This is a genomic window from Luteolibacter sp. SL250, from assembly GCF_026625605.1.
GTDB lineage: Bacteria > Verrucomicrobiota > Verrucomicrobiia > Verrucomicrobiales > Akkermansiaceae > Luteolibacter.
The window spans coordinates 169,767-182,946 of record NZ_CP113054.1 but is presented as its reverse complement, the minus strand read 5'-3'; the positions used below and the strand labels follow the sequence as shown (position 1 = coordinate 182,946).

Sequence of the window (13,180 nt, the reverse complement as noted above, 5' to 3'; positions counted from 1 at the left end):
CTCCTCACCCGTCATGGCGCAGCCATGCCGCCACTCCAGTAGAAGGTAGTCATCTTCCTCTCTCGACAGGCGAGGTGATGACCCGGTAACTCTTTGGTTTCCAATTTCGCATCCAAGTCCATCATGATCCTGCGTTTCTCCTTCGCCTGCCTCGCCGCATGGTTCTCCGCCGCCTCTGCCTCCCACGCCCAGCACGCACCCAGCTCCCTGACGGCGGGGCGGCTGCTCACCCAGAGCTCTTGGTTCGAGGAAACCGGCGGCTACTCCTACGAATCCAACATGATCTTCGCGGTCAAGGGACCGGGCACCATGGAGTTTTCCACCGCGCCGGGAACCTACACCTACACCAAGACGGGGCCGGACACGGCGACACTGGCCTTCAACATCAGTGATGCAGGAGCGACCTGGAACGCCGTCCACCTGATGACCTTCACCTCCCCGACCAGCGGCACCTACACCTCCACGGGAAACTACACCATTCCGGGCTATGGTAGCTTTCCGTTCACGGAAACGGGCACGTTCGGCTACCTCCTGCCGGTCTCCGCGACCCTCGCTCCTGTCGGCGACAACTTCGACGACAACGCCAAGGATCCCTCCAAATGGGGGGATGACATCAGCACCATGGAAACTCCGGGCACGCTGGCCGAAAGCAATGGACGCCTGCAGTTCGTGACCGGCGTCAGGGGCTCCCATGACGCGTACCGGCCGTGGGTCCGCACCGGAAACGCGACCTACGACAAAGACTGGGAGATGTCCGTGGACATCAGCAACACCATCGCACTGCCCTCCTCCGGATTCGCCACCGCAGGCATGGGCATCGCCATCGTTTCCCCGCATTCCATCGAGAACCACCACCAGGTGGAGCTGACCCGCTGGACGGACGATGGCGATTCCGGATACTCCATCGCCGCGAACTGGACCCTGGGGAGAATGGAGTACCCGGAGGCCGGAAATTCCGCTTCCATCCGCATGATCTACCGGGCGGCGGCGAAGCAGATCGTTTCCTTCATCGACAGGAACGGGCCCACGGGAGGCTACTTTTGGGAGCCGTTCTCCACATCGTCCGTGGCCGGGTGGGGGATGACCGGATCCGAGTCCTTCCGGGTCGCGGTTTTCGGAAATGCCGACAACCAGGTCGTGACGGCGGGCACCCTGTATGCGGACAATTTCACGATCACCCCGGAGCCGGAGATGATCGTCTGGAAGCGCCGGCACTTCGGCGATCCGGCGGCCCCGGATGCGGCGGATCTCCATGACGCCGACTTCGATGGCATCCCCAATCTCATCGAATACGCCTCGGGCCTCGATCCCTGGCACGCCACCCAGACGGTGATGACACCGGGCAGCGGGAACCGCGGGTTGCCCCATATCTCGCTGGCCGGGGCGAAGGGTTCGGAAAAACTCCGGCTCGAATACATCCGGCGCACGGCCTCTTCCCTGCCGGGCATCGTCTATCAACCGCAGTTTTCGGACAACCTGCTCCAGGCGGGTGCCGGATCATGGCAGGCCGCGACCGGATCGCAGACCGTCACGCCGATCGATGCTTCCTGGGAACGGGTCGTCATCGAGGATACCGTGGCCGGATCGGGCAAACGATTCGGAAGGGTGAAAGTCACCAAGGAGTAGTATCCGTAGGTATGATCCATGAACCGTCCCAGAGTGACCCTGCGCCGCAGGGTGAGGGCAACGCGGCGGTGGCGTGGTTCCGCGTTTTCGTATGGCTCATGCCCACGGCGTTTGTCGCAGGGTTGGCGATGCTGGTGGCCTGGGTGTTCATATCACTCGCGAAAAGGGGCGGGTTCAACGGCTCTCAGGGAGCGGAGGGTTTCGTGATCGTGCTCTGGATGGTCGGATCCATGGTTGGAGTCCTCGGCCTCGGCCACCTGGATGCCAGGCTGAAGCGCCATCAGCAAAAGATCTCCCGGGAGGACGACCGGTTCGATGACGGCTGGCATGTATTGAAATTCTTCCTCCTCCAAATCCTTGTCGTTCCCTGCCTTGTCTTCGTAGTGGTCGTCGTGATCGGGATGATGGCGCGGGCGGTCAGGCTCTGACAGGATGCCATCCGGTCCCGGAAATTTCCACTCGCCACGGGGGGCGGGGTTTTGCCTGAATCCGGGCGTGATCCACCCCACCGCCATCGTCTCCCCGCTTGCGCACATCGGCAACAATGTCCGCATTGGCCCGTATTGCGTGGTCGGGGCGAATGTGGAGATCGGGGATGACACCGTGCTGCACTCCCATGTGGTGGTTGAGGGACACACGAAGATCGGCCGGCACAACGAGTTCTTCCCGTTCGCGGCCATCGGGATGAAGACCCAGGACCTGAAGTACCTCGGGGAGCCGACGTACCTGGAGATCGGCGACCACAACGTGTTCCGGGAGAACACGACCATCCACCGCAGCACGGTGGCGGAGACGCCGACCCGCATCGGCGACCACAACCTTTTCCTCTGCTACTCCCACGTGGCGCATGACTGCCAGCTCGGCAGCCACATCATCATGTCGAACTCGTCCGGCATCGCCGGGCATGTGGTGGTGGAGGACCACGCGATCCTTTCCGCGATGGCGGGCTTCCACCAGTTCTGCCGCGTCGGCATGCACTCCATTGTCGGCGGCCTGTCGAAGATCACGCAGGACGTGCCGCCGTTCATGATCGTGGACGGGAATCCGGGTGTCACGCGCGGGTTGAACCTCATCGGCCTGCAACGGCGGGGCTTTCCGGAGGAGGACATCAAGGCGCTCAAGTTCGCCTACAAGAAGCTGTTCCTGAAGAAGGATGGCAACATGGCGAACGGCCTCAGCTCGCTGAAGGCGACGCACGAAGCCTCCGTGCCGCAGGTGGCGCACCTGATCAAGTTCATCGAGCAGTCCGAGCGGGGGGTCACCCGCTGATCCGGCGACGTTTCCGGAGATCAAAATTGCTTGAAACACCCGGGCGGGTGTTGACCATGGTCGGCCATGGACCGGACTTCGTTGCTGACCGCGCTGTTTTTCGCCCTTCCGTTCGCGGCCTCCGCGATGACGACCGGAACGGACGGCGACTGGAAGGCGCAGAAAGTCGAACTCAGTGACACGAAGGAAGCGGAACGGGTGATCCGCGTCGGGGACATCGACAACCTCGGTTTCGGATTTCCGGAGGGGTTCGATCCCTTCACCGGGCGGTCCACCGATCCGCACGGATTTCCTTTCGAGCCGTCCGCGGACGACGTTGCTCCAACCGACCGGATCCTGGTTGGCAGCGGCTTCACCGGCCGGGACGTGCCGGAGGGCGTGGACGGTTACACGTTCGATTTCCACCCCACCGACCGGCCTCTGAAAAACTCCCCGATCATGATCCCGCTCGGCTCCCTGAAGGAGGTGGTGATCCGTGACGCGGTGTTGTGCCTGATGGTGGATGATTTCCAGTCGCCCCAGTTCAAGAGCAATTTCCAGGTGACGGTCAATGGCGTCCGATTCCCGGAAATGGAAAAGACGGTCAACGCGCTCCTGCAGACAGGACCCATCGGCAAGGTGATCTACGTCCGGTTCACGCAGGAGATGCTGGACCAGCTCAAGGGGGAGTCCCTTTCCATCCTCATCGATGACCCGGCGACGAAGGCCGGGGACGGCTTCAGCTATGACTTCGCGAAGCTGATGGTGAACGTGAAGGAGTTCATCCACGTCGGCGTTGTGCCGGGGCGGGTGGTTGATGACGAAACCGGAGAACCCATCGCAAAGGCGAAAGTCGGCGCGATCGGGTTCGGGGATTCGGAGGCGTCCGGCAACGGCGGGTTCACCCTGCGGAAGATTCCCGCCGGCCTTGCCGTCATCCAGGCGGGAGCACCCGGGTATTCGTCCGCGCAGGCGACGGTGGATGTCATCGGCGGGGAGACTTCCGAGCCGGTGGAACTGCGGCTGAAAAAGTCCGCTTCCGCCACCTTCACCGGGAAGGAGATGCGTGAGGGGGATTCGATCACGCTCAACAAGATCCAGTTCGATGTGAACAGCGCCGTGCTGCGGGCGGAAGGCGTGGCGGAGCTGGACCGCATCGCCGCGTTCCTCAAGGAGAACCCGCGTGCGGAGATCCTGCTTTCCGGCCATACCTCCAGCGAGGGCACCGCCGCCCTTAACCGCGACCTTTCCTTCCGCCGGGTGCTCTCCTGCAAGAACAAGCTCGCCGAAAGCGGGATCGATCCTGGTCGCGTGACCACCATCGGCTTCGGGCCCGACCAACCGGTGGCGCCGAATGACACGGAGGAGAACCGCGCGCTGAACCGGCGGGTCGAGATGCGGATCACCCGCTTGTGATCAGGATTCCCATATTCGGGAAGAGATCCAACCACCGATGAACGGATGGCCGCAGATGGACGGGAAATTCCTGTTTCCTTTGCGATTCAATCCTTCGGGGCGGAGATTGTTGTTCGGATTCCCGGTGCCAGGCAGGCCTGGCGTTCATCTGCGCCCATCCTGTTCATCTGCGGTTCGGGCTGTGACCCTGTGTGGTCCCATCTTCTCCATTGACCTGCCGCCCTGCGGCTCCATAGTGGCGGCGCAGTGAATTTCACCGGGACACTTCCAAGCAGCCTCACCCTTCTTCTAGGGTTGGCCTCCCGCTGACCATTTCTTTCCTTCACTTCCGTTCCCCGGCACGCCCATCTTTTCGGCGCGGCCACTCCTTCTCCAAACTCCGTTTCATTTCCATTTTTCCATGAATCCGACTTCCCTGAAGAAATACCGGCCATTCCCGCCGGTGTCCCTGCCCGACCGCACGTGGCCGGACCAAACGATTACAGCAGCCCCCGAATGGTGCTCGGTCGATCTCCGCGATGGCAACCAGGCCCTGCCGCAACCGATGTCCGTGGAGGAGAAGCTCGAGTTCTTCGACCTGCTGGTGCGCGTCGGTTTCAAGCAGATCGAGGTGGGCTTCCCGTCCGCCGCTGAGACGGAGTTCAATTTCCTGCGCCGCCTGATCGATGGGAACCGCATTCCGGAGGACGTGACCATCCAGGTGCTGGTGCAGACGCGGGAACACCTGATCCGCCGCACCTTCGAAGCCATCGACGGCGCGAAGCGGGCGATCGTCCACATCTACAACTCCACCTCGCCGCTGCAGCGGCGCGTGACCTTCGGGGACGCGAGCCGGGATTCCATCAAACAGGTGGCCATCGAGGGCGCGAAGCTGGTGAAGGAACTGGTGCCGACCATCCCCCGCACGGAGGTGGTGCTGCAGTATTCCCCGGAGTCCTTCTCGGACACGGAGCTGGATTTCGCCGCGGAGATCTGCAACGCGGTCATCGACGTCTGGGAACCGACCCCGGAGAAGAAGATGATCATCAACCTGCCGGACACCGTGCAGTGGACCACGCCGAACATCCATGCCGACATGATCGAGTGGATGGGCCGCCACCTGCACCGGCGGGAGTCCGTCATCCTGTCCCTGCACACGCACAATGACCGTGGCACGGGGGTGGCCGCCACCGAGCTGGGCCTGATGGCTGGCGCGGACCGCGTGGAGGGCACCCTCTTCGGTAACGGGGAGCGGACGGGCAACCTGGACATCGTGACCGTGGCGCTGAACATGAACAGCCACGGCATCGAAACCGGGCTGGATTTCTCCGACCTGCAGTCGATCCGCAGCGTCTATGAAAGGATGACCCGGCTGGTGGTGCCGGAGCGGCAGCCCTATGCGGGCGAGCTGGTCTTCACCGCCTTTTCCGGCTCCCACCAGGACGCCATCAAGAAGGGTCTGGATCTCCGGGGAAAGGAAACCGCCGCAGACCCGGAGGTGCCGTGGGGTGTGCCCTACCTGACCATCGACCCACAGGACATTGGCCGCTCTTATGAGGCGATCATCCGCATCAACTCCCAGTCCGGGAAAGGCGGCGTCGCCTACGTGCTGGACCGCGAGCATGGCTTCGACCTGCCGAAGACGATGCACCCGCAGGTGGGCAAGCGCGTCTACGACCTGGCCGACGAGCTGGGCCGGGAGCTTTCGACGGATGAGATCCGCGATGCGTTTTTCCGCGAGTTCGTGAACACGGACGCGCCGCTGGCCGTGCTGGACTACGAGCTGGGCCACCACACCACGGAGCGCGGCCAGGTGCAGTGCAACGCGACCGTTGAGCTGAATGGCGAAAAGCGGGACATCCAGGGTCTCGGCAACGGACCGATCAACGCCTTCGTCCACGCGCTGGAGGAAGCGGGGCTGAAGAACTTCAAGCTCACCGACTACCGTTCCCACGCGGTGCGCGGAGGCTCGGACGCGAATGCGGCGGCCTACGTGCAGTTGCAGGCGGATGACGGCCGCCTCATCTGGGGCGCGGGGGTCGATCCCTCCATCGAGATGGCCGGCCTGAAGGCGCTGGTCACCGCCTGGAATCTGCTCAGGGCTTGAAATCCGCGGGCGCGGGGGCACAGTGCCCCCGCCAACCCCCATTTCTTCCCATGAGCCGATTCCTTGCCCCGTTCGCCGCACTCGCCCTCGCTTCCACCGCCGGAGCCGCCGTCATCCGCGTCGACTTCGGTGGCACGGCCAACCAGACCACGGAGTCCGGCGTGACCTGGAACAACCTGACGGGATATGCCGCCGGCTCGAACATCGCGAACCTTCGCGACACCGGGGACGGGCTGACCGGCATCCGGCTGGAGATCACCGGGGCATTCCGTGGCGTCAACAGCGGCGGGACGACCACCTCGACGCTTTTTCCATCGGATGCCTCCCGGGACAGTTTTTTCGGAAACACCGTGTCCACGGGGAGCTTTCCGGGAACCTACCTGGGTTCCCAGCTCACGCTGAGCGGGCTGAATCCTGCGGAAACCTACAGCATTTTGTTCTACGCGTCGCGCACCGGGGACTCGGTCAACCGTGAGACTTCCTACATTGTTGCGGATGGAAATGGCTCCCAGACCCGGACGCTGAACGCCAACAACACCAACGGATCGGTCGCGGCTTCCGGGCTTATCCCTGACAGCAACGGGCGGATCACCATCAACGTGACTTCCGGTGCCAACAACGCGACCACGGAGAAATTCTTCTACCTCGGCGTGATGGAGATCACCAGCGTGCCGGAGCCATCCGTCGCCCTGCTGGGAGCGGGGGCCGCGGCTTTCCTGCTGGTCCGGCGGCGGCACGGTTGATCAACGAACGAAAGTTGCGCGGCGGCGCGTATCTGGTGGCTGCATGATCAAAAAAGCCGCCCTGCTTCTGACCCTGAGCACCGGACTGCTCTCCGCGCAGCCCGTGGTTCCCCTGATCGAGGACGCGCAGCCTTCCAAGGGCTGGTCGTTCAACAACGGCCAGGAATTCGGAGGCGGGGCGAAAGGAGGTCTGGAGATCGACGCCTCCGCGCCTCGTGACGGGAAGCCGTCGCTCAAGCTCAGCGCGGACTTCACCAAGGCGGGGATGTACGTCCAGGCGGGGAAGCAGTTCCCGAAAACCGCGATCTCCGGGGTGTCCATGTGGGTGAAGAACCCCGGCTCCGACCGCTTCACCATGCGGCTCATCGACGGTTCCGGCCAGTGCCACCAGCTCGCGCTGGTGACGGATGCCTCCGATGGCTGGCAGAAGATTGAGTTCCCCATCGGGGAATTTTTCGCGAAGCGCGGGCAGTCGGACGCGATCCCCGGGGTGGCGAAGTATGAATCCTGGGGCGGTGCGAAGGACGGGAAATGGCACCAGCCCGCATCCGCGATCTACCTGCTGCTGGGCAAGACGGAGAAGCAGCCCGTGCGCACCCTCTGGCTGAATGAGGTGTCCCTGCTGCAGACGCCGCCGGAGACGCTGGTGAAAGCGACCGCCTCCCTCAGCGAGGGTGGCAGCGGCGCGTGGAACTTCACCAACGGCCCGGAGTTCAAGGGCGCGAAAGGTTCCCTCGGTGACGAAGACGGAGCGATGAAGCTTTCCGGAGACTTCACCGGCGGCGGTGCCTACGTCGCGGCGGTGAAGCGGCTGGAGGATCTCGCTTTCAAGGAGACCTCCGGCTTCCGGCTGAAATACCGGTCCGCCAATGCCTCCGGCATCCGCATCCAGCTCGTGGATGGCACCGGCGAGACGCACCAGGCGCGGGTGAAGATCACCGCTGATAATCAATGGAACGACCTGGAGATCCTGCCGTCGAAGATCGCCGGTGGCGAACACTGGGGCGGCGCGAAGGACGGCAAGTGGCATGCTCCGGCCAAGCTCATTTCCATCGCCCTCAACAGCGGCGCGGAAAAGGAGCCGGTTATCCTGCTGAAGGACATCACGGTGGAAGGCACGCGCGCCTCGGTGGTGGCGGAGGCATTCAGGGCGGACTTTGCCAAAGCCCCGTGGAAGACCCAGGGCGGTGTGTCCGTGGACGGGGACCGCCTGAAATTCTCCCGCACCGAGAATGAGGCGAACCAACCGGCCACGGCGGCCAGCCCCTCCTTCAAGGTCACGCCCGGGAACTGGCAGGTGTCCCTCGCCGTCCGGTCCGAGCTGAAGTCACCGGACAGTTCCTACAGCGGGACGGTGGTGCTGGAGGTGGCGGACGCCTCTGGAAAGGCACTGGAGAATTTCACCATCGCGGACGTGTACGGGCCGAAGCCGGAGACGGAGATCCAGCAGGCCGTCGAGCTGCCGAAAGGTGCCGCCTCCGCCCGGTTCGTCGCTCAGCTCAACAAGACCTGGGGGTCCTTCTGGATCGGAAACGTGAGCGCGGGGTTCCTCACTCCGGCCAGCGGAATGCCGAACGCCGTCACGCGCATCCTGTTTTCCACAGCGGCACTGGGGAACCTGCTGAAGCCGGAAGACCCGCGCACGGTCGCCATCACCGTGCAGGCTGCGAAGCCGCTGCCAAAGGATCATGAAATTACCTGCGTGGTTCGTGACTACTGGGGCGCGGAGCAGATGACGCCGGTGAAGCTGAAGCTCACCACGGGGGAAAAGAACACCTACACCGCTACTCTCGACCTGGCACAGGCACCGCTGGAGATCGGCCGCTACTATGAGATCGAGGCGACCAGCGAGCAGGCGGGTGCGAAACCATTCTCCCACCAGACGTCCTTCGCCATCCTGCCGGAGTCCACCAACCGGCAGTACAAGCCGGAGGAGGTGCCCTTCACCGCCCGCAACTGGGACAACCGGATCGCGGAATACATCCGCCTCAGCGACCGCGTGGGCATCCGCATCGTCGGCCTGTGGGGCGGGTGGTCGTCGAAGCCACCCTACAAGCCGGAGTTGCCCCGGATCGATCTGGTGAAGGAACTTGGACTCGGCTGGCTGACCACCACCCCGGCCAAGTTCATCGAGGACGGGAAGCGCGATTATGATGAAACCTCGCTGCGCCAGGGCGTGCGGAACTTCATCAATGAGTTCGGCGGCTACCGGCCGATGATCATCAACCTGGGCAACGAGCCGCACGGCACCGGCGAGCGCGTGAAGGCGAACGTGGAGGCCTACCGCGTGCTCTACGACGAGATCAAGAAAACCGACCCCACCATCCCGGTGGTGGCGACGTCCGTGGAGCCGAACCCGGAGTACTTCGGCCTCGGCTACGGGAAATACTGCGACGCCTTCGACTTCCACATCTACGAGCGGCCCGCGGACGTGCGGCGGACGATGGTGAAATACAAGGACCTGATGAAGCAGCACGGCGTGGTGAAGCCGCTGTGGTCCACGGAGCTGGGCCTCAACAGCCAGGGCCAGACGCGCCATGTGGTGGCGGTGGAGGTTTTCAAGAAGACGGCGGCCTTTTTCGCCGAAGGCGGGGCGAACATGTGCTGGTTCGGCTTCCTCTATCCGGACCCGGAGGGGAAGAGTCACGGCTCGTCCGGGGACTCGCACAACCTGTTCGACTGCCGGTTCAACCGCTACGCGCCGCGTCTGGATGCGGTGGCGTGGTACCACACGGTCAACGCCGTCGGCATCAAGAAGTTCGTCGCGGAGAAGACCTATGACGGCGGTGTGCAGGCGTTCCTTTTCCGTGACCGGGATGGCAAGTCACTGCAGTTCCTGTGGAAGGAATCCGGGGATGCCGACCTGGACATCCCTCTGGAAGGCGTGGGCGCGGTGAAGCTGGTGCGGGTGGATGGCACCACCTCCGTGCTGGATGCGGGCGGAAAGGCGCTCACCCTCAGCCTCGGCGCGGATCCCATCCTCCTGGTGTATGACGGCGGCGGGGAGCTTGCGGCGACACTCGGGAAGGGCGGCACCGGATTCGGTGAGGTTCCGTCGTCCGTCTCGCGCGCGGCGGAGACCCAGATCCCGGTGACCCTTTCCTCCGGCGTCACAACGAAGGTGATCGTCCCGCCCGGCTGGAAGACGGCGGGGAATCTCACGCTCACCCCACCCGCCACCACGGCGGTCCGGGAACTGCCCGTCACCATCGTGCTGGAGAAGGACGGCCGCGTCTCAGGTGAGCTGCACCGGCGTATCCCGGTGAAGTGAGTCGGGGGAGGAGTCCGACGAGCCATTCTCATGACCACTTGCCGGTGCGGGGGCCATCGGCTACGGTGGCACCGGAAAGTAGGCGTCAGGACTGCCGCAATGGTGATGAAACTGCCGATGAAACGAAACTGGCCGATGACATCGGGGATGAAGGTAGCGTGCATGCTGCTATTCCCGCTACCCCTCCTGGCGGCGGATCCCCGCGTGGAGTACGCGATGGGCGTGCGGGCGGAGGAACGGGGGGATGATGCGGCGGCGCAGACGGCCTTTGAGGCGGCGTGGAAGCTGGACCCGCAGGCGCTGCCGCTGGTGCGGAAGCTGGCGGAATACCGGCTGGCCGCGGACGACCGCGCGGGGGCGGTGAAACTTTACCGGGACCTGGCGGAGGGTGCGCCGGAGCGGACGGATGTGCAGCTCGCCTATGCCTCCATCCTGGAGCAGACGGGCCATGGGGATGCCATGGCGCAGAAGCTGGCGGTGGAGATCCTGGAGAAAGCGCTGGAGAAAAGTCCGGAAGACCTGACGCTGATCTCCCGCCTGTTGACCATTTTCCGGACCCGCGGGGACACGGAAAAGGCGACGGCGCTGATGGAACTCCTGCCGCCGTCGGACCCGGTCGCGGCGGAGATCTATGCCTCCACCGCGCGGGGATTGTTCAGGGGGGGGGACATCGTCGCGCGGGACCGGGTGGACCGCCGCTATCTTTCCGCGCTGCAGGCGCATCCGGAGGACCCGCACCTTGCCCGGGCGGCGTCGGATTACTTCCGCACCACGGGCCGTCAGGATGAGGCGATCCGCATCCTGTCCGACCATGTGAAGGCCGCTCCGTGGTCGCTGGACCTGCGGACCCGTCTGGGAGTCCTGTTCTTTTCGGCGAAGCGGGATGCCGAGGGTGAGGCCGCGCTGAAGGAGGTGGTGGAGATCCGCCCGAAGAGCGAGCTTGCCCTGCAGTCTCTGGCGAAGTTCCACCGGCTGAAGGGGAACGAAAAGGAAGCCCGCCACTACGGGGCGGAACTGCTCAAGGCCCGTGGCGGTTCACCGAAGGAGTTCGCCATCCTGGCGGATGAGTTCATCGCGGCGGGAGATGCGCGGGCGGCCAGGTTGTTGCTGGAGAAGGGGGTTTTCGACCATCCCGCGCGGCCGGAACTTGCCATGAAGCTGGCGGTCGCCACGCGGCTGGACCCGGAGACGAAGGCGAAGGCCGGGCGGTTGTTCCGGGAGGCGGAGGCCGCCATGGGCGACATGAAGCCGGACGCCGCCTTCCTGATGGAGTCCGCGGACTGCCTGCTGGAAGAGGGCCAGAGCAAGGCGGCGGAGGAGCGGCTGCGCACCGCCATCAAGTCATTCCCGCCGGAGAAGAAGAAGGAAACCGCGTCCGCGCTGAGGCGGCTGGCGGGGCTGTGGGATCGGGAAAACCGGAATGCGGATGCCGCGAAGGCCTTGAAACAACGGGCGGACGCCCTCGACCCGCCCTGAAGAAAGGCTTGCCACCCCGCGTTCCGCCACCTACTTCGCTGCATGGCTCTTGAGACCACTTTGATTTTGTTCAAGCCGGATGCGGTTCAGAAAAACCTCACCGGTGAGGTGCTTGCCCGTTTCCTGAAGGAAGGTTTCGTCATCCGCGGCATCAAGATGCTCGCGCTGAGCGACGAGATCCTCGCGGAGCACTACTCCCACATCGCCGACAAGCCGTTCTTCCCGTCCGTGCGCGGCTTCATGCAGGAGGCTCCGGTGATCGCCCTCGCCCTGGAAGGTGAGAACGTGATCGGGCGCGTGCGCGACCTCCTCGGACCGACCGACTCCACCCAGGCTCCCGCCGGCACCATCCGCGGTGACTTCGGCTTCAAGGACAGCGAGTCCAAGATGCGCAACGTCTGCCACGCCTCCGACTCCCCGGAAGCGGCGGAAGCGGAGATCAAGCGCTTCTTCCAGCCCGGCGAAGTCTTCAAGTTTTGAGGTGAACTTCCCTCCGGGGATGGATTAAGTGGGCGGCATGCCCACTTTCAGCCTTTTGCAAATCTCGCTCGATCAGACGATCGGGCGGGATTCTTTTTTGGAAACCGCCGGAGCGGCGGAAACCGTGGCGAAGGCGGACCTGGTGCAGTATTACCGGGACCTGTTCGGCATCGTGGTGTCCCGGCTCCCGCATGAGGATGCCGTGCGGATGAAGGCGGCGCTGGATGCGCGCGGGTTCCCGGTCGAGATCGTGGATGATGCGGAGCTTCCGCCGCTGCCGGCGGACTTCCAGGTGCAGCGGGTGGATGCGGACGGGGAGTGGCTGCGGTTCACGGACTCCATGGGACGGGTGACGTCCCGGGCGCTGGCGGATCTGGTTTTCCTTTCCGCCGGGCATGTCTCGAAGCTGAGGCCGAAGTCGGAAAACATCCTCAACCCGAACAACGGATGGAAGCGGAACGACCCGGAGACACGGATGGAGCGCACGTATCGGGAGGAAATGGAGAAGGAGTTCCGCATCGAGTTCTTTTTCTGGACGGAGCCGCAGCGGCTGAAGATGTCACTCGCCGCGGCGAAGGCGATCTTCGTGAAGGGGCGGTCGATCCAGCTCCACAAGCAGGAGGATCTCGCGGCTGGCATCGCCGAGCTGCGGGCACTGCTCCCGCCGGAGCGCGCGAACACCGGCATCCGCCAGCCGGACACGGCCTATCCCTCCCTGCGCGCGTATGAGGAGGAGATCCGCTGGCATTTCCACCGCATCGGGAAAGGCGGTTAGATCGAAGATGGAGCGCGGAATTCAGTCCGCTGGGATTCGCAGAGATAGGAGTCCAGTGC

Annotated in this window: 10 protein-coding genes; all 10 read left to right on the top strand. The window is 64.1% G+C overall.

Annotated elements, in window-relative coordinates:
- The first annotated feature begins 123 nt into the window (after positions 1–123).
- The 10 genes from OVA24_RS00865 (at position 124) to OVA24_RS00820 (ending at position 13,121) form a co-directional block, all read left to right on the top strand.
- Entirely contained in the window at positions 124–1,626 is a 1,503-nt protein-coding gene (locus OVA24_RS00865; RefSeq protein ID WP_267672553.1) for a hypothetical protein, read from the top strand.
- An 11-nt stretch (positions 1,627–1,637) separates the two neighbouring features.
- Positions 1,638–2,054, top strand: coding sequence for an MFS transporter (locus OVA24_RS00860; protein ID WP_267672551.1), 417 nt, complete (start codon positions 1,638–1,640; stop codon positions 2,052–2,054).
- A 67-nt stretch (positions 2,055–2,121) separates the two neighbouring features.
- Positions 2,122–2,895 carry an acyl-ACP--UDP-N-acetylglucosamine O-acyltransferase gene (lpxA, locus tag OVA24_RS00855; RefSeq protein WP_267672549.1) on the top strand — a complete coding sequence of 258 codons (774 nt, stop codon included), beginning with the start codon at positions 2,122–2,124 and terminating at the stop codon, positions 2,893–2,895.
- Between the two features lie 66 nt (positions 2,896–2,961).
- Positions 2,962–4,290: an OmpA family protein gene (locus OVA24_RS00850; RefSeq protein WP_267672547.1), complete on the top strand. Its 1,329-nt coding sequence runs from the start codon at positions 2,962–2,964 to the stop codon at positions 4,288–4,290.
- A gap of 400 nt (positions 4,291–4,690) precedes the next feature.
- Positions 4,691–6,376, top strand: coding sequence for a 2-isopropylmalate synthase (gene leuA, locus OVA24_RS00845; protein ID WP_267672546.1), 1,686 nt, complete (start codon positions 4,691–4,693; stop codon positions 6,374–6,376).
- Between the two features lie 50 nt (positions 6,377–6,426).
- On the top strand, positions 6,427–7,119 hold the full coding sequence (locus OVA24_RS00840; RefSeq protein WP_267672545.1) for a hypothetical protein: 693 nt from the start codon (positions 6,427–6,429) through the stop codon (positions 7,117–7,119).
- A 43-nt stretch (positions 7,120–7,162) separates the two neighbouring features.
- A complete protein-coding gene (locus tag OVA24_RS00835) occupies positions 7,163–10,390 on the top strand; it encodes a hypothetical protein (RefSeq protein WP_267672543.1) in 3,228 nt (1,075 codons plus the stop codon).
- Positions 10,391–10,507: 117 nt separating this feature from the next.
- Complete coding sequence (locus OVA24_RS00830) at positions 10,508–11,866, top strand: tetratricopeptide repeat protein (RefSeq protein ID WP_267672542.1); 1,359 nt, start codon at positions 10,508–10,510, stop codon at positions 11,864–11,866.
- Between the two features lie 42 nt (positions 11,867–11,908).
- A complete protein-coding gene (gene ndk / locus OVA24_RS00825) occupies positions 11,909–12,346 on the top strand; it encodes a nucleoside-diphosphate kinase (RefSeq protein ID WP_267672540.1) in 438 nt (145 codons plus the stop codon).
- Between the two features lie 97 nt (positions 12,347–12,443).
- A complete protein-coding gene (locus OVA24_RS00820; protein ID WP_267672538.1) occupies positions 12,444–13,121 on the top strand; it encodes a hypothetical protein in 678 nt (225 codons plus the stop codon).
- Positions 13,122–13,180 lie beyond the last annotated feature (59 nt).